17 protein-coding genes and 1 pseudogene are annotated in these 20,092 nt (G+C 64.7%); 9 read left to right on the top strand and 9 right to left on the bottom strand.

Annotated elements, in window-relative coordinates:
* Positions 1 to 57: 57 nt before the first annotated feature.
* Positions 58 to 1,632: a D-alanyl-D-alanine carboxypeptidase/D-alanyl-D-alanine endopeptidase gene (gene dacB / locus DB30_RS01785; protein ID WP_052546203.1), complete on the bottom strand. Its 1,575-nt coding sequence runs from the start codon at positions 1,630 to 1,632 to the stop codon at positions 58 to 60.
* 126 nt (positions 1,633 to 1,758) lie between these two features.
* On the opposite strand from dacB, the gene serS reads away from it, so the two are divergent.
* From serS to DB30_RS01770, 3 genes are all read left to right on the top strand, one after another.
* The gene (gene serS, locus DB30_RS01780) at positions 1,759 to 3,123 is read left to right on the top strand and encodes a serine--tRNA ligase (protein WP_052546202.1); all 1,365 of its coding nucleotides are present in this window, start codon (positions 1,759 to 1,761) and stop codon (positions 3,121 to 3,123) included.
* Between the two features lie 111 nt (positions 3,124 to 3,234).
* Positions 3,235 to 3,564: a hypothetical protein gene (locus DB30_RS01775; RefSeq protein WP_146657832.1), complete on the top strand. Its 330-nt coding sequence runs from the start codon at positions 3,235 to 3,237 to the stop codon at positions 3,562 to 3,564.
* Between the two features lie 255 nt (positions 3,565 to 3,819).
* Complete coding sequence (locus DB30_RS01770) at positions 3,820 to 4,305, top strand: hypothetical protein (RefSeq protein ID WP_052546200.1); 486 nt, start codon at positions 3,820 to 3,822, stop codon at positions 4,303 to 4,305.
* A 16-nt stretch (positions 4,306 to 4,321) separates the two neighbouring features.
* On the opposite strand, the gene DB30_RS01765 is transcribed toward DB30_RS01770, so the two are convergent.
* Positions 4,322 to 5,272 carry a hypothetical protein gene (locus DB30_RS01765; protein ID WP_146657831.1) on the bottom strand — a complete coding sequence of 317 codons (951 nt, stop codon included), beginning with the start codon at positions 5,270 to 5,272 and terminating at the stop codon, positions 4,322 to 4,324.
* Positions 5,273 to 5,366: 94 nt separating this feature from the next.
* Between DB30_RS01765 and DB30_RS43000 the strand changes: the two are divergent.
* A pseudogene (locus DB30_RS43000) lies at positions 5,367 to 5,864 on the top strand (potassium channel family protein); the annotation flags it as partial.
* An 87-nt stretch (positions 5,865 to 5,951) separates the two neighbouring features.
* On the opposite strand, the gene DB30_RS42995 reads toward DB30_RS43000, so the two are convergent.
* The 5 genes from DB30_RS42995 to DB30_RS01740 all read right to left on the bottom strand — a co-directional run bounded on the left by DB30_RS42995 (position 5,952) and on the right by DB30_RS01740 (position 10,572).
* A complete protein-coding gene (locus DB30_RS42995; RefSeq protein WP_146657860.1) occupies positions 5,952 to 6,488 on the bottom strand; it encodes an ATP-binding protein in 537 nt (178 codons plus the stop codon).
* A gap of 572 nt (positions 6,489 to 7,060) precedes the next feature.
* Positions 7,061 to 8,095 carry a hypothetical protein gene (locus DB30_RS01755; RefSeq protein ID WP_146657830.1) on the bottom strand — a complete coding sequence of 345 codons (1,035 nt, stop codon included), beginning with the start codon at positions 8,093 to 8,095 and terminating at the stop codon, positions 7,061 to 7,063.
* Positions 8,092 to 8,709, bottom strand: a complete 618-nt coding sequence (locus DB30_RS01750) for a DUF4186 family protein (protein ID WP_052546195.1) — start codon at positions 8,707 to 8,709, stop codon at positions 8,092 to 8,094. Before DB30_RS01750 ends, DB30_RS01755 begins: the two co-directional genes overlap by 4 nt.
* A gap of 1 nt (position 8,710) precedes the next feature.
* Entirely contained in the window at positions 8,711 to 10,129 is a 1,419-nt protein-coding gene (locus tag DB30_RS01745) for a helix-turn-helix transcriptional regulator (protein ID WP_052546194.1), read from the bottom strand.
* Positions 10,126 to 10,572, bottom strand: coding sequence for a DUF6932 family protein (locus DB30_RS01740; RefSeq protein WP_146657829.1), 447 nt, complete (start codon positions 10,570 to 10,572; stop codon positions 10,126 to 10,128). The genes DB30_RS01745 and DB30_RS01740 overlap by 4 nt, the downstream gene beginning before the upstream one ends.
* Positions 10,573 to 11,271: 699 nt before the next feature.
* On the opposite strand from DB30_RS01740, the gene DB30_RS01735 reads away from it, so the two are divergent.
* The 3 genes from DB30_RS01735 (at position 11,272) to DB30_RS01725 (ending at position 13,525) form a co-directional block, all read left to right on the top strand.
* Positions 11,272 to 12,177, top strand: a complete 906-nt coding sequence (locus DB30_RS01735; protein ID WP_165703590.1) for a DUF4365 domain-containing protein — start codon at positions 11,272 to 11,274, stop codon at positions 12,175 to 12,177.
* A gap of 125 nt (positions 12,178 to 12,302) precedes the next feature.
* Complete coding sequence (locus tag DB30_RS01730; protein ID WP_052546191.1) at positions 12,303 to 12,734, top strand: helix-turn-helix domain-containing protein; 432 nt, start codon at positions 12,303 to 12,305, stop codon at positions 12,732 to 12,734.
* Positions 12,731 to 13,525 carry a transposase gene (locus DB30_RS01725; protein WP_052546190.1) on the top strand — a complete coding sequence of 265 codons (795 nt, stop codon included), beginning with the start codon at positions 12,731 to 12,733 and terminating at the stop codon, positions 13,523 to 13,525. Before DB30_RS01730 ends, DB30_RS01725 begins: the two co-directional genes overlap by 4 nt.
* 386 nt (positions 13,526 to 13,911) lie before the next feature.
* Here the strand turns inward: DB30_RS01725 and DB30_RS01720 are convergent, their stop codons facing one another.
* Both DB30_RS01720 and DB30_RS01715 read right to left on the bottom strand, forming a co-directional pair.
* Positions 13,912 to 16,143 (bottom strand): NADP-dependent isocitrate dehydrogenase, encoded by a 2,232-nt coding sequence (locus tag DB30_RS01720; protein WP_052546189.1) that lies wholly within the window; start codon positions 16,141 to 16,143, stop codon positions 13,912 to 13,914.
* Positions 16,144 to 16,233: 90 nt separating this feature from the next.
* Entirely contained in the window at positions 16,234 to 17,550 is a 1,317-nt protein-coding gene (locus DB30_RS01715) for a membrane dipeptidase (RefSeq protein ID WP_052546188.1), read from the bottom strand.
* Positions 17,551 to 17,715: 165 nt separating this feature from the next.
* Here DB30_RS01715 and DB30_RS01710 point away from each other — a divergent pair, with 165 nt between their 5' ends.
* Entirely contained in the window at positions 17,716 to 18,324 is a 609-nt protein-coding gene (locus DB30_RS01710; RefSeq protein ID WP_052546187.1) for a hypothetical protein, read from the top strand.
* Positions 18,325 to 18,410: 86 nt separating this feature from the next.
* Complete coding sequence (locus DB30_RS41175; RefSeq protein WP_205632885.1) at positions 18,411 to 19,784, top strand: hypothetical protein; 1,374 nt, start codon at positions 18,411 to 18,413, stop codon at positions 19,782 to 19,784.
* Positions 19,785 to 20,092: the final 308 nt, after the last annotated feature.

The following is a 20,092-nucleotide window of genomic DNA, read 5'->3' as shown; positions in this document are numbered from 1 at the left end:
GACTCGTACAGGCGCTCACGGGCACGCCCCAAGAAAGCCAAAACGTCCGCTCACGACTCAGAAGCTGCGGAGGATGGCTGCGACCACCAGATCCTGAGCCGCGCGGCTGCTGTCGAGCTCGCCGCCGTTGACCAGCACCGAGAACCCAAGGCTGCGATCACCCGTGGGTGAGCGGACGATCCCCGAGAGGCTGCTCGCTCCGCCGTAGGTGCCTGTCTTGGCCAGCACCCGGGCGCCAGCGTGAGGGACGCGAGCGTGGAGGGTGCCCTCGCCGCCGGCCTTGGCGAAGCTCGCCAGCAGCGCATGCGCAGCCGAACCAGGACGCTGCGCCAAGCTCAACACGTCAACGACGAAGCTCGGGCTCAGGCGGCCGTCGTGGGACAGGCCGGATCCGTTGACGAAGCGCTGGTTGTCGGCGCGGGTCGGGCTAACGCGATCGGCGAAGCGCTGAAGCTGCGCGACGCCAGCGGCCCAGGTGCCGGGCTCACCGGTCGCCCGCCACGCCAGCGTGCGAAGAACTTGCTCGGCCGTGAAGTTGTTGGAGTAGCGCAGCGCCGAGGTCAGCACCGTGATCAGCGAGGCGGACTCGTGGGTGGCGATCAGCTCGGCGTTGGCCGAGGCGCGACCCCGCGTGACCGGCAGCGGCGGGCCACCGGTGTGCGCGGCCAGCAGCTGCGCGAAGTTGTGGCCGGCGACCAAGCCTGGGTCGGCGACCCGGCGGCGCACGCTGATCGGCGCGTGTCCGCCTGGGATCGCGCCAGCGACCTCGACGATCGTCCGGCCGTCGGCGCCCGGGCGGGTCGTGACCTCGAGCGAGCCGGCGTCCGTGCGGGTGTCGGCGATCAGCTCGATCGCGGCGCCAGACGGCTCGATGTGGATCTGGGCGGGGCGCAGGTAGGCGCCGGGCGAGGTGATGACCTCGACGGTCCCGTAGTCGAGCGCCAGGGCCCCGCTGGGGGCGATGTAGCTCTCGCCGGGCCCGTCGCTGCGAAACCCCGGGCCGAGCGTGCGCGCGTCGAACACGAAGTCGTCGATGATCACCCGGCGAACACCGGCAAGATCGATCTCGCTGGCGACGCGAGCGGCGAGCCGGTGGAGGTCACGGACGTGAAGATCTGGATCGCCCTCGCCGCGCAGGATCAGGGCGTCGCCCTCGCGCAGCACCTTGGTCTCGAACCGGTAGTCGGCCCCAAGCAGCTCGACCGCCGCGATCGCGGTGATCAGCTTTTGGTTGCTCGCCGGGTTGAGCGCCCGGTCGGCGTCCCGCGACAGCACCACCTCACCGCGGTCGAGGTCGCGGATCTCCACGGCCACACGCCCATCCAACCCCGACAGCGCCGCGTCGATGCGCGCCCGCAAGCTGCGCTCCGTCGCCTCGCCTGGCTGTCGGTCGACGGCGACCAGGGCCTGCAGGCGCCCGTCGATCCGCGCGGGCCAGCTGGCGGGGACGCGGCGCTCGGCTTGGACCGTGGCCGCGAGCAGCGTCGACACGCTGTGTGGCACCAGCGCGAGCGGGGGCGCCTGGTTGTCGGGCGGGGCGTCCTCGGACTTGGCCGCGCCCGCGAACCCGGCCCGGGTCAGCAGCCCGGAGAGCAGGAACACGGCGAACAGCGGGGAGTAGCGACGCAGCACGAGGACTCACAGAGGTTGGCTCCTGCTATCCCACGGTCCCCCGCGCACGCCAAAAAACCGTCGCGCAGGGCCACCGCAGCGCGCCCCACTTGACACCTTTGCGGTGCTGGGCTTTGACGGCTTCCCATGCTCGACATCAAGCTGCTGCGGGACGAACCCGAGCGCATCGCTCAGAACCTGCGAGATCGTGGCACCCGCGTGTTCACCGACATCGCGGACACGCCCGCGTCCGACTGGGCCGCGCAGACGGTCGCCCGGCTCGTCAGCCTCGACGGGACCTACCGCGACTTGTTGAGCGCCGCCGAAGATCTGCGTCGCGAGCAAAACGAGAACTCCGCCGCGACCAAGGCCGTCTCCAAGCTTCCCAAGGATCAGCAAGCCGCGGCCCGGACCCCGCTGATCGAAGCCGGCCGCGCCCTGCGAGACAAAGAAAAGCAGCTGCGCGAGGACACCGACGCGGCCCAGCGCGCGCGCGATGAAGCCTGGGCGCTGGTCCCCAACCTGACCCATCCCGACACCCCCCGTGGCCACCGTGACGCCGACCACGCCGAGCTGCATCAGTGGGGGCAGCGGCGCGACTTCGCGGCCGAGGGCTTCGTCCCCAAGGACCACCTCGAGCTGGCCGAGGCCCTCGACCTGGTCGACTTCGCGTCGGGGGCCAAGGTCGTCGGGCAAAAATTTTACTACTTGGTCAACGAGGCCGTGCTGCTGGACATGGCCCTGCAGCGGCACGCGCTAGAGATCGCCCGCAAGCACGGCTTCAAGCTGCACACCACCCCCGACCTCGCGCGGGTCGAGATCCTCGATGGTCTTGGCTTCAACCCCCGCGGCGAGTCGACGCAGGTCTACAGCATCGCCAACTCGGATCTGTGCTTGGTCGGCACCGCCGAGATCACCCTGGGCGGCATGCTGGCCGACGAGATCTTGGAAGCCGAGCGGCTGCCCTTGCTCGTCGCGGGGCTCTCGCACTGCTTTCGGACCGAGGCCGGCTCACACGGGCAAGAGTCGCGGGGCCTGTATCGCGTGCACCAGTTCACCAAGGTCGAGCTGTTTGCGTTCACGGCCGGCGATCTCGAGATCAGCGAGGCCATGCACGCGCGCTTGCGTGACATCGAAGAAGAGATCTTTCAGAGCCTTGGGCTGCCCTACCGGGTCATCGACATCGCCAGCGGCGACCTTGGCGGGCCGGCCTACCGCAAGTTCGACCTCGAGGCGTGGATGCCAGGTCGCGGCGACTGGGGCGAGATCACCAGCACCAGCAACTGCACCGACTATCAGGCCCGGCGGCTCAAGATCCGCTATCGGCCCGAGCCAGTCGACGGCAAGAAGCAAAAGCCGCGGATGGTCCACATGCTCAACGGGACCGCGGTCGCGACCAGCCGGGCGTTGGTCGCGGTGCTCGAGAACTATCAGCAGGCCGACGGCAGCGTCGTGATCCCCGAGGTCTTGCGGCCGCTGTGTGGGTTTGAGCGGATCGGGCCGCGCGCGTAGCCGGCTCGAGGGGGGGGCGCGCGGTCTTGCTGACGGCACGACCCGCGCCCTGATCACGCGCAGGTCACCTTCCCGTCCTGCTTCATCCAGTTGCCTTCGCAGTACAGCACGTTGCTGCACGAATTGATGTTCTCTTTGGCGATGGCGACGCAGCCCTCGCCAGTGAAATTGCTGACGGTGTTGCAGCACCAGGTGCTGATCCTCTTGGATCTCTTCGGGGGGCTCGCGCTCGTCCGGGTCGGTGCTTGGGTTGGAGGTGACGCCGCACGCGGCGAGGATCGTGAACACGAAGGTCTTGGCGTACATGACCGCAGGGTGACGACCGTCGCGGACTTGTCGATTGCCATCGCCGCGCACTCCATGCGGGTGAGGGTTGGTCATCGAGCGCCACGCGGACGTGACAGTGAAAATTTCTCGGACAGAAACGCCCGGGTCCGGTAACCCTCATGTTCGAGTGCCCGTCCGCGAACATGCTGCGCTCGAGCGCGAGTTCGAGGCGCTCTACGATGAGCAGTTCGCGTTCGTCTGGCGATCGCTCCGGTCGTTTGGGGTCCCGCCTTCGTGCCTCGAGGACGCGACCCAGGAGCCGAGTCACCCGCAGCGAACACCAGCACACCTGCGGCGAAGCGATCAGTCACCGTCCAGCTCGGCGTCGATGATCGAGCACCAACCCCGCCCCGTAGTTTCGGCGTCGGGTTGCGGCTGCACGGCGGCGGCGGCTATGGCCCCACCAACTCGAGCTTCGGCGCGGTCGGGGCTGGCGTTGCACTGTTCGGCCACCGCTGGCGATGGTCCGTCGACGCCGGCTGGTGGCTGCCCCGCACGATCCTCCGCGAGCAGGCAGGCGGTCGGTTTCAAGCCTGGTGGATCGGTACCCGCGGCTGCGTGGTCCCGCAGCGCGGCGAGCTCGAGTTTCCGCTGTGCGCCGGGATGGAGGCCGGGCAGGTGTTCGCGCGAGGGCTCGCCCCGGCGATCAACACGCGTGACGCCACTTCGCCATGGATCGCCGCGACGTTGACCCCGGCAGTTGCGTGGGTCGTGACCGCTCGCGTTGCGATTGTCGCCGAGGCCGGGCTGTTGCTGCCGCTCGGTCGCGGTAGCTTCGACGTTGGCGAGCAGAGCCTCGCGTCGCTCTCGCCTGTGGGCATCCGCGCGCTGCTGGCCGTAGAGCTGCGGCTATGATCGATGGGCAGCCGGCTCAGTTCATCCACTGGATCGCCCACGAGGTCTCGGGGGTGAGCTCGCAGACAACCCCCGATTGCGCCTGGACACCCCAGAACTGCCACGGTTGTTGAGCGATCGTCGTGAGGTCGTCCTCTCCCGGGTACACCGTCACGTTGTTTCCGAGCAGGAACTTCTTGGCGGTGACCGTGTGGTTGGGGCAGCAGTCCATGTCGAGCTCGGCGCAGGCGCACTGATCCGCTTCAAGCTGGTCCGCGAGCTGCGGTTGCCAGTTGCCGATCTTGCCGACCGCCGACATGGTCAAGCCATTGCTCTCACGGTTGGCGTTGAAGAGCAGCTGGCTGCCGGGGCCCTCGTCCGAGTGAATCGACAGCGAGCCGTAGATGCACGCGTCGTTCTCCGGGTACAGGAGCGGGGCCGCCTGCACGAAGTAGCACCCGATCCACGGCTGATTGGAATTGAGCTCCTGCGGGGGGATCAGCGTGGCGAGGTCCAGAGACTTCGCGCTCACGATCAACTCTTGACCGTCGTTACAGTTGGCGCAGAGTTCTTCGCAGGTGTTGACGACCCAGTCGCCGTTGTCCTGGGCAATGAGCTTCACATACTTGTTCACGCTGCCGGCACACTGTTGATTGTCGAACTGCGCTGGCGCGCCAAACCGGGGCCACAGACCCTCGGTGGTTGGAACGTCGCACCCATCGGCCATCATGTCGAGCTTGGGGCCGTCGTCGGGAGCCTCCATCCCGGTGTCGGGCGGTCCGTCGTCGGATGTTGCCGTGTCGCCGTCGCCGGTCGTGGTGCTGGTGCTCGCGCTTGTTGACGCGCTCGTGTTGCCTGCGGTTGTGTCTGATGTGTCACTGGTTCCGGTTGTGTCGCCGTCGCCGTTGAACGCTGGGTTGGGGAGCTGACAGCCAAGCCCAAGCACGAAGGGGGTGAGGATGGTGCAAGCAAGTAAGGGCCGCGTCATGGCGACAGGGTAGCACCCCGGGATATGCTCGCGGTGAGTGCTTGGCTGCACCTACATCGGTGGTTCGCAGTATGGCCTGCTGGATGCCGGTTGCATGGCCATGATCACCCTGACGAACGGGGGCTGCGGCGAGGTCATTGACCTCAGCGACACGCCCGAAGGGCGGACCTTCATGGTCGAGGGCAACCTCGACCGGAGCTTGTGGACGCGCCGAATGCGTCGCTCGATCAACGCCCTCGAACATCACTACATCGTTTGCGGCGCCGGTCGGACTGGGTGGCACATGATCCGCGAACTGCTCGAGACCCAGCGGGCCCTCGTGCTGATCGACCTCGACGAACCCAAGGCGCGCGCACTGCTCGAAGAGCTGCAGGCCGACTTTTCGATCGTGATCGGCGACGCGATTGACGACGAGATCTTGCGCAAGGCCGGCATCGATCGCGCCAAGGGGTTGTGCGTCGCGACCCCGCAGGACAAAGAGAACCTGTTGATCACGGTGACCGCTCGCATGATCCGAGGGGATCTGCGGATCGTCGCTCGCTGTACGGATGAAAAGGTCTACCAGAAGCTGCAGCAAGCCGGCGCCGACGCGGTGGTCTCGCCCAATACGATTGGCTTGTCGCGGATCCTCGCCCCCGTCGACAGAGCCCAGAGGTCCCAGGCGAACCCCCGTCTGCGTCTAGTTTGTTACAACTCGATCCTTCAGGTCGGCCACGATGGCGCTAACCAACTCGTCGATTGGGATGCGTGCGTCGAGACTCAGATCGGCGACGGTGCTGAGCGCGGGAACCTCGACCTCAGTCGAGTGCTCCTCCGCCGCTGCGTCTCCAGGGCGAGCGCGATCATGGGCACGCCTCCAACGGGTGTCAGCATCGGCATCCAGAAAGACGAGAATGAGAGGACATGGCGCGAGCGCGCGGCGCGTCGCCTCTACTGCTTGGAGATGACGGAGACCGTCGATAACAATACCTTCGCGGTCCCAAGTCGCGCTGTGGAGAACGGCGTTGCAGAACCGTTCCATGCCGAGGTCGGCGATCAGTTGCTCTCCGAGTGCCTGTAGTGCGGCCCGGGATTCATCGGCTCCTCGCTTGGAGGCCTCGGCGCGGACGAAGTCACCAAACGAGACTCGGGGGCATCCCGTACGATCCGCGATACGGCGCGAGACTTCGGTCTTTCCTGCTCCGATACCCCCAGACACCGCCACTGCCCACTTCATGGCACACCGTCCCCCGGAGTGTGTACGACAACCCAGCCGCGGCGATCTCGCTTGGAGATCTCGACCGGTGTCGAGAGAGACCGCACGCTCGACAGCTCGAACAGGCTCACGAACCGGGCGTCTGCGCGCGACTCCCAGAATCCCGGAACGTCGTCTCGAAGGCGACCGCCGAACTCACGGCGGATCCCGGAAAGAGTCGTTTCCGCAGGAACCTCGAAGAACCAGGCTCGCCGGACTCGGCACGCGGCAACGATTGGGCCGGAGGACCGTTTCAGCAGGATATAGTCTCCGCGATGTACCGCTCCGTAGGGCGCGACACGCCGCTTCGAGAACCGCGATTCGACTTCCTTTGAGCCGTCTAGAACGTACGACAGCCACGGCTCCCTGAAGACCGCCAAGTGGACCGCAGCGAGCGCCTGCGAGCCGGACCGTCCGATCCTACGAAGTTGATCCCAAACGACTGCTCCTTCCCCGTTGGGGCCGAGGACTTGCTTGATGGTTTCGGTCTCCGTGAGTTCGCTCAGGGGCACGCTTGGCTAGTACCCCAACGATTCGGAGAACACAAATGGTCGTCACCGGATGGTCACCCGATCAATCGGTGTGGCGCGGGCTTCGCCATCGAACCGCGCCTCGAGTTCCCGCATCCAAGCCGCGATCGCTCGGACCTGGACTTCTTCGGTCGCGCGTTCCGCATCATCCCTGATCCGAACCAGCGGACCCCGCAACCGTTCTCCAACTACGCCAAAGGTAACGACGCGAAGTGGTGCTGTCCGAAGCGGAAGATTCGGGTGAACAGACTGCAGGCGATCGACGAACCGCGCCACCCTGTCATCGATGTTGTGCACCGATGGCCCTGTGAGGGTAACGTACGCGTATAGATCAACGCCTGTCGCCAGAAGCCGTGCAAAAAGGTCAAACTGTTGATCGAACAGCTTTGGAGCTGCCCCCGTGTTAAAGGCGAACGACTCGTTGTCGAAGCCCTTAAAGCATGCGACGCGTCCGTACCCCTTGAAGGTAGCGACTAGTATCCGCTGCTCCTCGGTCAAGTATGTCCAGAAATAGTCCGTGCTCAAGTTGTCGTCTGACCACAGGTAGACCTTGCCCTCCAAGTTGCGAGCACGCAGCGCCTCCATGGTCCAGGGAACCCACTCCGGGCACAAGTCCGGTTGACCACCGCTGAGAACGATCATCGCCGGCCGTGTCGCATCTGGCTCCGCGATGTACCGATCTACGAGTTCGCCCGCATTTACCCACTCTCCGTGAGCTTCGCGTCCATCCAGAAGCTCAAATGGGACGAAACAGTACCAGCAGCGCCAGTTGCATCCCGCATTCTGAAACACCTCCGCGGTTAGCGAATCACTTTGTTCTCGACCGAGGCTGGAGAGAGCTGGCACAATCGGCAGCGGGGTGGCTGGCCACCCTTCGCCGCCACTGCCCTTGTAGAAATGGCGAATGCGTCCCAGACCACCGCAGTTAGGCGGTAAGGTCATGTCCTTCTCCTGTACGGATCCTGCAATCCTAGAAATTAGCAACTGCCTCTGCGCTGGCCGGACGATGCGTTGACGCATCTTCGCTGAGTATTTTTCAGTCTTGATGTAGCCCGTCATCGCTTCTTCCTACTAGTCGCCTTCCTGGCCCACTGATTCGGGATCCGGGGTACCTTCTGAGGGTTCGGGTTTAGGTCGGGCAGGCGTTGGTCGACGTAGAGGAGCACTAATTGAGTGAGATACTTGATCTCCTCCTCCGACAAGTCTCGGTCCGGCGGGACGCCATGCCAATACTCGATGCATTTCCGACAGCAGGCGGCCACAGCGTGCTGGGCGTAGTGAAGTACGTTTTTGTCGTACGGAGTTTGGCGCCCTTGCCTCGGGTGTTTGGCGCTACCAACTGAGCTTCTGATGCGGGCCTCAGCGGCTGCGTCAAAACCCAACCGGCCCTTCCGCTTGGCGTGATTGATGGCGTGTTGATCAAAGCGCCGGTGGAAAAATGCGTGTCGGATTAGCTCATGCTTGAGGGCGTCGAACGTGTACTGGACATCCCTAATGTCCCGGCGCCTCACACGGTCCCATGAAACGAGGCCAGCACCGCAGTCGCGGCAGTGTCCAGTCGGCCTCGGTTGTTTCGGGAGCTTCTTCTGCAAGAAGCAGTGCAGCCCGTTCTCACAGTCGGTGTCCGTGCAACGGATCGCAAGCGGCTTCAGAACATCGTCATCGTCATCCATGTCAAGCTCCCATGTCCAGGAGCGCCAGCCTCAGCAAGTGGCGTTCGGACGATTCGAGCATTGCGGTCTGCACATGTCCCAGCAGAAATTCCCGCGCATCTTCCCAGGGTGAACCCGGTGGTTGGAGGTTGTTCGCGGCACCCCACCAGTTCTCGCCTTGGAGAGCCAATCGGTACGCCATGTAGTTCGCCAGCACATCAACGCGAACCGAGTTTCGTTTTGCCACGGCTGGAACCGAACGCTTGAGCCATTGGAGCCTACCGCTGCAGTCGCGCACACTTTCCTCTGCCAGTTCTTCCGCCCTGTTTCCCAGCAGGACGTTTCCGGCGAACTTCGTGGCCCGCTGCTCCTCCTTCTGGTCCACAGCGCCGTGCATGCCCGTCTCTCCTTCTAGCATCTCGTAGTCGCGCTCCTCAGTGTGACAAGCTACGTGGTACATCTCGTGCAGGAGGTCGTGCATCCACCGTGCCTCAGAAGCCGTCTTCTGCTTGAGAACGATCGCGCTGCGCCCGTTGATCCTCCAGAAAGCTCCATGAAAACCTCCGCTCTCGGCAAGCGGCACTACTGGAACGCCGCGGGACCACAGGTAGTCGAGAAGCGTCGAGAGCCTTATCGAATCTGGGGAACCTAGTTCCCGAAGCAGACCCGATGCCGATGTGGGAATCGGGTCGCCAGACGTCTCTGGTGTTCCCTTCACTGCGATCTCCGCGACGAACCTCGCGTAGGCAGTCAGCACGTCCGTGCGTGTGGCCTGGGCCGTCGCAGGCAGCTTGTATCGGGGGGCGCCGGCGAATGTAGCGACCTTCAGGGGGCTGCTACCCGCGAAGATGTCTACCGAGGACCAGCCGAAGATACGCGAAACCACGTCTCCAGCCCGGAGTGCTGTCTGGGCATCATTCTCCTCGTCCGCACTCTCGTTAAAGAGTCGGCGAGTGAAGAAGGTCGGATCCACACCGGCCTTCTTCAGCCTCCCTCGTAGTGCGGACATTGAAACGTCCACGCCCGGAAGGAAAACCTCTTCCCTGACTGCTACCCCTAGCACTCGTGCAATTTGCTGGATCCTCGCAAGGCTCGCGGTTGCGTAGTCGTTCGCCTCGTATCGTTGAACTTGCTGCGGCGCTAGGGCCAACCTCTCGGCCAATTCCTTCTGGGTAAGACCTGCCGCGATCCGAGCTCGAATCAGCGCGGTCGGCAGCTCATCGAACGAGGAGACTCGGAGAACAGACACGCGACCCTCACGTAGGGCGGTGTAGTCAGCGAGTTCGTCGATCAGGTCGTCGAGTTGGCTCTGCATTGCGCGACGCTGCAGCGAGACGATCGGGTCGTCGGCAGCGGACTTCGCTCCGAGCTGCTGGAGCGCACCCTCGAAGGACTCCGCTTGGCTGCGCGTGATCCGGTACTCCCGTTCGTTCTTGATCATGACTTCCACCTCGTCAGATTCAGCCCGACGATGCCTTTCCGGGCCCCGGTCGCCTTGTTGGTTTGGAAGAACTCCAAGTAGATCTCCGACGGGGATGCTGCCACATGCGCGGGGAACAGCTCCCCACCGTACTTGGCCTTCTGCGTTGCCCGACCAGGGTCAAACGTTGTCAGTACCGGGTCGAGCAGGTTAGTGGCGACTCCGGTGATGTCCCAGCACGCGTCAAAGTCGTTAGGATGGACCTTCGATGTCACGAAGCTCCCATCGACGTAGACGCATCCACACCCCGCGGTTGCGAGGGCGATGAGCGCCTGCTCCAGGCCCAGAAGGAGGGACTCCCTGTGAGGCGTGCCGCCGAACCGAGCGGTGAATTCCTCCCAACTCGCCCAGAAAATTCCGGGCGGGAGACAACCCGTGATCGGATCGAAGTCGGGCACGGGCACGGACACAACAATAATGTTGTGTCCCTGGTTCGTCAAGTAGGCTGGAATTGCGGCGGGCACCCAGGGCTGAGGTACACCACGCGCATCGCACGCGCACTCGGAGGAGCCGGCGCGTACGCAGTCGTGAAGCTTGGCACCGCGGGTCTCCCGTTTCAGCACCTCGGCAGGAACTAGACACAGAATCGGACGCGTAGGGTGCACCTCAGGCGCACTTGAGGTGACCAGCACCCGGCACGGGATCCACGCTCGGGGCCAAGTTGTCGATGACGAGCAGGAACCGCTTGGTGTGAGCCCCTGGCCCAACGGGTTGGACCGCCTGAACCGGGGTGGGGCCGCGGTCCTCAGCCCAGCGAAGCGCAACTAACGCGACCGAGTTCGGCGACCGAAGTGCCCACCATCGAGCCACGCCGCTCGATCGGGAATTGCGCGGCGAACCACGCGCCAGCGGGCCCGCTGGACGCTCACACAATGCGCACGACTGCTGAACTCGAACCCACGACGAGCACCAGCCTCATCGGTACGAGATGCGGGTTCAACCATCCATGGTTTCCTCACGGTAGGGTTGATCACGCCGCGGAGTCGAGTGGCAGCCATGGCCGCACCGCGGGAGCCGGCATCCTCGATGCGCGTAACAAGGCAACCGTCTCCGACAGTAGATCTCACCCACTGGGTCAAGTAGACTGCTATGTACTGCCAATCATGCCAAAGCAAAGTCTCTCGCAGCAGATCGGTAGCCGTGGTCACCGCTGGGTGATGTCACAAATCTCCGAGCATGGTAGTTGGATTGCCCGCGATCTGACAGAAGACTTCGGTGTCGATGCGGAAGCGGAGTTGGCGGAGCCTTGTGACTCGAGGGGAAACCGAGAACTCAAGGGCGACATTCTCAAACTCCAGTTCAAGGTCGAGCACAAGGACGGGTATGTCAAGGTCAAGGTCGAGAGCAAGCATCTAAGGTATGCCAAATCATGCCGCTGTCCTGTGGTTCTGGTATGCGTCGATCTCGTCATGATGCAGGCATGGTATTTGTGGCTGCAGCGATGGGGCCTCCATTTTAGGCATTCACGAACTCAGGATTCATCGGTCGTCTGGCTCGCTCATGATCAGACCCTCTCTAGTGGGCTTCGGGGCGAACTCCGCAATATCGCAGTTGGTCGCAACGAAACTCAACTCGTTCTCAGTTTACTAGACGCGATGCGGTCTGCGTCGGCCCTGAATCTGGAATGCGCCGCCGCTGATATAGTGACAGTTCTTGCACAACGCATCCCTACGATATCAGATCGCGGCCTTGTCAACCTCGTTGTTCAGGCTGCCGCGGATCTCGGCTGCAAACTACGCGGAACGATCCGGGGAGATGCTGTTGCCAAGCAGATGTTCTTGGCTCTCCTAGAGTTTTTGTGGGTCGCGGGAGACCCCACTTCGGCCGCCAAGGGCACGGAGACAGCCGCAGGCGGTGATCTGAGCAGAAAAGAAGCGCGCACGGCGTACAGGGGCGACAATGAGGGTGTTCTAAGCACTCAACACCGCTCCCGCAGCCATGCGCGCCACCAGTCTACTCCGAACCATTATCGCTCTCCAAGACACGATCGTCACCGCCGTCGAATTTGACGAGCAAGGGGTGATCGCCGACGTCCAGCCCACCTGGGAGATCGCCCGTTGCAGCGTCTGCCACGGCAAGTGCCCCGGGGTACGACGGGCGCCAGCGGACCTAGCGACACCTCGACCTCGGCGGCATGGTTTGTCGGATTCGCTACTCCATCCGACGGGTCTCGTGCTTCGACTGTGGTGTCAAGGTCGAGGCCGTGCCTTGGGCACAGAGCGGCTCCCGATTTACGCGGACGTTCGAGATGCACACGACCTACCTCGCGCAACAGAACGACAAGACCACGGTCACCAAGCTCATGCGCATCGGCTGGACCACCGTCGGCAAAATCATCCACCGCGTGGTCGCTGACCAACTAGGCGACATCGACCGCCTCGACAACCTGCGGCTCATCGGCATCGACGAGATCAGCTACCGACGTCACCACGAGTACATCACCGTCGTCGTCGACCACGAGCGCGGCGTCGTCGTCTGGGCGGCCAAGGGCAAGAGCGCGGCCACGCTCAAACAGTTCTTTGACGCTCTGGGCCCACAGCGGCTCGCCAAACTCTCGAGTCCGTGACGATCGACATGAGCGCGGCGTACATCAAGGCGGTCGCTGAGGCCGCCCCAAACGCGACGATCATCTTCGATCGCTTTCACGTCCAGAAACTCGCCAACGAGGCCACCGACGAGGTCCGGCGAGACGAGGTCCGCGAGGCCGAACCCGAGGACAAGAAGGCGCTCAAAAACACTCGGTGGCAGCTACTCAAGAGCCCATGGAACCTGACTGACCTCGAGGACAAGAAGCTGGCCGACCTGCCAAAGACCAACGAACGAATCTACCGGGGGTACCTCCTCAAGGAGACCCTGGTCGCCATCTTGGAGTGCAGCTCGATCGTCATCGCTGAGTGGAAGCTCGACGAATGGGACGCGTGGGCCAGCCGCTCTCGGCTCACGCCCTTCGTGAAGCTGGCCAAGACGATCCGCAGGCATCGCTTCCTCGCCAAGAACTTCGGCGATCAGTTTGACCGTGATACAGTCGACAGGATTGTTCGCCGAGGCACCGATGGTTGGTCGATCACGGGCATGGCCGTTTTGGGGCTCCTCTACGACCAACACTTCACTCAGGTCGCCTCGCTGACTCTGCCTGAGCACTTTCTGACCACCGGATGCTCTCATGTTGCTTTTTATTGTGCATTGCGAGAACACTGTCCCCAGCGCAGCACCTATTCGTTCATCGGCGGGCCTGGTGATTTCCGATTTGGGGGACTACGTTTTGATTTCCCTGACGATTGGTCTGGCTTTGCGAACAAGATGGCAAACCAAGGGCCTTCGGCAATCATTCAGTGGCTTGTTAAGGACGACGCTTAGAGAGCAAGGAGACCCACCAGCGGCCCAAGTCGGCGAGCACCTGCGCGACGTCGTCGGGCCTATTCGGCACCACCACGCCCGATCTGATCAAGGGGATCGCCCACTAAGAATAGCGCCCGAAGCGCGGGCTAAGGCCTCTTAGGTAGTCTATCAGCACATCGGCGCCATCGAAGAAGACTCACGATCCCGGCCCAGCGCTTCGACGCAGACGGCGGTGGTGATCGCTGACCGCTCGGCTTGGACGTGCTGTGACTCTGTTGCTGCAGCCTCTCCGCCCTGGAACCCACCGGACCACACTGCGCGAGAACCCAACAATCACGGCGGGACGCGGGGCAAGGCCGCGCCATCGTTGCGGAAATCCGCATCCCGCCGTACGGGCTACTCCCCTACACCGCCGCAATAATCCCATTAAAGCTAGCACTAGGCCGCATGGCCTTCGTCGCCAGCTCTTCGTTGGGCTGATAATACCCCCCAAGATCCACAGCCCCCCCCTGAGCCGCGTTGAGCTCCGCAACGATCGTCGCCTCGCTCCCGCTCAACGCCTCAGCAACCTTAGCAAACCGCCCCGCAAGCTCGCCATCCTCCTCCTGCGCCGCCAAAGCCTGCGCCCAATACATAGCCAAATAAAACTGGCTACCCCGGTTATCCAGCTCATTCACCTTCCGCGAAGGCGACTTGTTCTGCAGCAGATACTGCGTAGTCGCAGCGTCCAGCGCAGCCCCCAGCACGTTCGCCCGCGGCAGCTCATACCGCTCCCCAAGGTGCTCGAGCGACACCGCCAGCGCCAAAAACTCCCCAAGCGAGTCCCAGCGCAGATGCCCCTCAGCCTCGAACTGCTGCACATGCTTGGGCGCTGACCCGCCAGCGCCCGTCTCAAACAGACCGCCCCCCGCCATCAGCGGGACGATCGACAGCATCTTCGCGCTGGTCCCCAACTCCAGGATCGGGAACAGGTCCGTCAGATAATCCCGCAGCACGTTCCCGGTGACCGAGATCGTGTCCTTGCCCGCCTTGATCCGCTCCAGCGAGAACTGCGTGGCCTCCATGGGCGACATGATCGGCAGCTCGAGACCCTCGGTGTCGAGCTCCGCGAGGCAGGCTTTGACCTTGGCGATGATCTGCGCGTCGTGGGCCCGCTCCGCGTCCAGCCAGAACACGGCGGGCACACCCGTCGCGCGGGCGCGGCGGACGGCGAGCTGGACCCAGTCGCGGACCGGGGCGTCCTTGGCTTGGCACCCGCGCCAGATGTCGCCGGGCTCGACGGTGTGCTCGAGCAGGGTGGCCCCAGCGGCGTCAACGACCCGCACGGTGCCGGCCGCTGCGATCTCGAAGGTCTTGTCGTGCGAGCCGTACTCCTCGGCCTTCTGGGCCATCAGACCGACGTTGGACACGCTGCCCATGGTCCGCGGATCAAACGCGCCGTGCTGCCGACAAAAGTCCACGACGACCTGATAGACACCGGCGTAGCTGCTGTCGGGCAGCACGGCGATCGTGTCTTGCAGCTTGCCGGCGGCGTTCCACATCTTGCCCGAGCTGCGGATCATTGCTGGCATCGAGGCGTCAACGATCACGTCGCTGGGCACGTGCAAGTTGGTGATGCCCTTGTCGGAGTCGACCATCGCGAGGGCGGGGCCAGCCTCGAGCGCGGCCTTGATGTCTGCTTGGATCTCTGCGCGCTTGTCCGCGGGCAGCTGGCCAAGCTTGGACTCGAGGTCGCCGAAGCCGTTGTTCACGTCAACGCCAAGCTCTTCAAACGTGGCGCCGTGCTTCTCGAACAGGCCAGCGAAGAACACCCGAACCGCGTGGCCGAAGATGATCGGGTCCGAGACCTTCATCATCGTGGCCTTCATGTGCAGCGAGAACAGCAGGCCCTCGCGCTTGGCGGCGGCGACTTGCTCGGCCAGGAAGGTGAGCAGGGCGGCCTTGCTGAGCACCGTGGCGTCGATGATCTCGCCCGGGAGCAGGCCCAGATCATCCTTGAGCACAGTGGTGGTGCCGTCGGCGGCGACGTGCTCGATGCGGACGCTGGTTGCGGCGGGGACCGTCAGCGACTTCTCGTTGCTGCGGAAGTCGCCGCTGTCCATGGTCGCGACGCGGGTCTTGGAGTCGCCCGACCACGCGCCCATCGAGTGCGGGTTGTTGCGGGCGTAGGCCTTGACGGCTGCGGGGGCGCGGCGATCGGAGTTGCCCTCGCGCAGGACCGGGTTGACGGCGCTGCCCTTGATCTTGTCGTAGCGGGCCTGGGCTTCGCGCTCGTCGGCGGTGGCGGGCTCTTCGGGGTAGTTGGGGAGCGCGTAGCCGTGGGCTTGCAGCTCCTTGATCGCGGCCTTGAGCTGCGGGACGGAGGCGCTGATGTTTGGCAGCTTGATGATGTTCGCGGCCGGGGTCTTGGCCAGCTCACCGAGCTCGGCGAGCGCGTCGTGACACTTGCTGCGTTGCGCATCCGTGAGCTTGTCCGAGAACGCCGCCAGGATCCGGGCCGCCAGCGAGATGTCGCGGCTCTCGACCACGACACCCGCGGAGCCAGCGAAGGCCTGGATGATCGGCAAGAAGGAATAGGTCGCCAGCGCCGGCGCCTCGTCGGTCTTGGTGTAGATGATGGTTGGGGTCTCGGACATCTTTGCGCTCTTGTTCTTCTTCTACGCCCGGTGGGGCGTGGGGAGCCGAATATCACCGATCCAGGCCGCGCTGAACAGGGGCGGCGCCGTTCAGTCGCGGGCTTGCTCCCACAGCTGCAAGAAGCGCTCGGCGGAGCGCTGCATGGGCTCGAGATCCATGCCGTCGCGGCGCAGTCGCTCCCAGTGCTGCGGCAACATGCCGGGGTGGGCGAGGCCGCGCGTGTCGATGTCCAGCGCGGGCAGCCCGTCTGGCAGATCCGCGCGCCGACGACACCGACCCGCGCCGTAGACCGGCTTGGAGTGCGACAGCCAGCCGTTCCAATCCGACGACCAGCCCACGGCCAGGCGTGCGCGCTGGGCTGGCGTCAGCGGGCCCGTGGTGCCGAACAGCTCCTCGGTGTGTGCGCCAAGCAGCGCGACGACGGCCTCGTGATGCGCGCGGAACATCTCGAGGGTTCCGCGGCAGACATCGGCTGGGATCGCGCGGCTGGGATCGGCGGGATGGATCGGGTCGAGCTTGGCGCCCGCGAGCCCCAGCGAGAACATGCCGCCCTGCCGATAGAGCTCGATCACCTGGTCGTCGCGCTGGGCCAGCTCGGTGTCGCGGATCGCCGCGAGCTTGCCGTGGGTGATCACCGGCGCGATGCCGTTGGCACCGGTAACCTCTAGCGCGTCGTCGATCGAGGTCTGGGTCATGTGGCTCAGATCGACGAGGATCCCGGCTGCGTCGAGCTCGACGATCGCCTGCTTGCCGCGAAAGGTGAGGCCGCGGCGCTCCCCGTAGCGACGGCGCTTGGCGCCACGGCGGTTGACGATCGGTCCGATCGCGCCCGGCAGGATCCCGGCGCTGCCCAATTCATCGTCGCGCAGGTGGATGAGCGTCATGAGCACAACCCCCTGCTCGGCCCAGAACGCGGCGTCCTCGGGGTTGTTCAGCAGCAGGTGGCCGCCCTCGATCGAGTGCAGAATCACGATCTTGTCGGTGTCGCGCAGCAGCGCGCGGACTTGCTCCGGGCTGCGTCCGATCGCGTAGCGATCGCTGTGCGCGGCCACGAACGCCTCTACATAGGCGAACTGGCGCAGGATCAGCTTGCGCGCGTGCGCGGGGCTGCGCGCGCGCTCGGCCGCCATCGCCGCGGCGAGGAACAAGCGCACCCCCGACTGCTCGAGATAGGGGGCAAACACAGTCTGACGAAACTGGTGACGATAGGATCGCCGCGGCGCGCGGTCGCGCAGGCCCTTGCCAAAGATCCGCCACGGAATGTGCATCGCGGGATGCGCTTGCCAATCGATCATCGGCTCGGGTGAGCTCGCTTGCTCGCTTTCGGGGGCCTTTGGAGATTGTGGCGCTGGCCGGCAGCCAAGTCCGGCCACGATGACGATCGTGATGAAGAGCTTCTCGAGCATGGTCCCGCGGGTTCAGATAGTAACACGCGACAAGGACGCCTTGCACCACGGGCTGCGAGAAACGTGGCGCATTTACTTCTGACCTTCGGGGGCCCCTGCTCACCAAAACCGCACAATAATTGAAGCTGAAAATGACCATTCTTCACGCTCGAAGGGGACAAAGTCATGGACGGAAACCGAAACAACAAGAACACGCTCTCGTGCATCATGTACGCCGGCTTGGCGCTGGCTATCGCTGGATGCGGCACCGAGGCAGACATCAACACGGTCGACTCCGTCGACAACGTCATCGCCGCCGTCCCCGGTGACGAGGTCCACGACACGGACATGTTCCGGGGCTGGATCGGCTACACATCCGAGGAATATCCCTCGTTGATGTGTCCAAATCACTACGCGGTTCGCGGGTTCGACTGCGATGGTTCCTACTGTGACAATGTCAGCCCCTATTGTGAAGAAGTGGGCGGCACCCAGATCGGCTCGAGCTACTGGACCGACTACTTCTCCGAGGAAGGGTCTGGGTACGAGAACGAGGGCCACTGTTGGGGATCCAACGAATGGATGACGGGGGTCGACTGTACGGGCAGCTACTGCGACAACCTGAGCTTGCGCTGCACGGCCTTCCCGGGCTCGAAGACGGGCAATTGTTACTGGTCGGGCTGGTACTCCGAAGAGCAGTCCGCGTTCATGGCGGGCAACGGCTACTACATCAAGGGAATGGAGTGCAACGGCAGCTACTGCGACAATAAGCGCTATCGCTACTGCCGGTTCTACTGAGCGCTCTTTCAGCTCGGGCGAGTTTTCTCGCCCGCTGGCGCGCGGCGGTGTTAGGCTGCGGCCGCGGTCGAGGCCGCGCAGTCCCCATGAAGCGCGCAACCTTCCACGAAGCCCTCGCCGCCACCGCTCGAATCTCTTGCTGCGCGGCGTTGCTGGCGAGCCCCGGTTGTCGGGCCGAGCAGAGCACGGCCCCCGACTCGGGCTCGGGTGAGGGGTCTGCTGACGGCGCCGCGCCAGCGGTGATCGCCGAGCCAGATCCGTCGGTCACAGACGCGCAGCGCGAGGCCGCGCTCTCGCCCGAGCTCGAGCAGCGCGGTGAGCTGGCGGCCTGTGAGTCGCGGCTTGCGACCAACGAGAACGCCGAGCTCGACGCTACGGAAGCCAACCAACGCTGCTGCAACATGCTGCTGACCGCGATCAGTGCGCCGTTCCCCGAGGACGCGGACGAGCAGACCAAGGCCGCCAGCAATCAGACCTACGACGTCTGGATGCACAATCAAACCGCGTGCTGTGCCCTGCTCGATTGGCCCGGGGGCGCGTGCACGCCGTGGGGCCCGCCCACGCCGCCGTCGGCCCAACGCTCGCTGGCCCAGCTCAGCCCGGCGTCGAAGCCGGGGATCTTGGATCTGCGCGACGAGGCGCGGGAGCTCGGGCTGTCGCTGGCCACGCAGCCTGCGACCGCGCAGCTGCAGCGGGCCGCGGTCGTCACGTGGACCGGGCGCATGGTCAACGAGCATGGTTCCGCCCGCGTGTTCGAGGGCCTGAGCGCCCAGCTCGAGCAGCTCACGGGCGCGGCCAAGCTGAGCGCTAGCGAGCGCACCCGGCTGCGCGGCTTCGCGGACGAGGAGCGCCTGCATGGGGTGATGTGTGGGGCGGTCGTCGAGGCCCTTGGTGGTTCAGCGCGGGCGCCCGCGTTGCCGGCGACCGCGTTTCCCAGCCACGACGACGCACGCTCGCCGCTCGAGGCCGCGCTGCGCAACCTCTTGAGCGTGTGCTGCCTGAGCGAGACGGTCGCGGTCGCGCTGATCGGCGCCGAGCGGATCGAGATGCCCGAGGGCCCGCTGCGCGAGCTGCTGAGCCAGATCTACGCAGACGAGTGTGGCCACGCAAACTTTGGCTGGCGGCTGCTGCCGCGCTTGCTCGCGGGCGCCAACCCGGCGCTGCTCGACCGGCTTGGTGACTATCTCGAGGTCGCGTTCGCCGAGCTCGAGCGCCACGAGCTCGCCCATCTGCCGGCCGCGTTCGTGGTTCCAGCGGGCGGTGAAGCGTTTGGGCTGTGCGAGGGGGCGGCGGCGCGCGAGCTGTTCCACGCGTGCGTCGAGGCGGTGATCATTCCGGGCCTCGAAGCCCACGGCTTGCCAGCTCGGCGGGCCTGGGCGCGGCGGGGCGTCACCGCTCCAACGAAGGCACGCTCGGATCACGCCGTCCACGCGCACGCTTACGCTCAGCCAGCTTGCTGAAGCTCCCGCGCGCCGCCAGAGCTCAGTCGACCACGCAGTAACTCGACTCGTCGTCGAGCTTGGTCGCCCGCTTGCGCGTGCCCTCCAGCAGGTCACCCATGGCCAGCGCAACGTCATACTGGTGCAGCCCTGAGGCGGTGGTCTCCTGACCAACCCACTCGCCAGGTTCGTGGGTGGGTCGTCGCTCGGCCCGTCACCCTGCAGATAGCTATTGAACGCGATGTAGCACCCGGTCTGACTGGGCTTCTCGCACGCCGTCACGGACCCGAACGAGCCGCGTCCCGAGCAAGTGCTCGGGACGCGGCGTA

The sequence above is a fragment of the Enhygromyxa salina genome (assembly GCF_000737335.2).
GTDB classification, from domain to species: domain Bacteria; phylum Myxococcota_A; class Polyangia; order Nannocystales; family Nannocystaceae; genus Plesiocystis; species Plesiocystis salina_C.
Note: the sequence above shows the minus strand (reverse complement) of the source record. Positions and strands in the feature narration are given on the sequence as shown.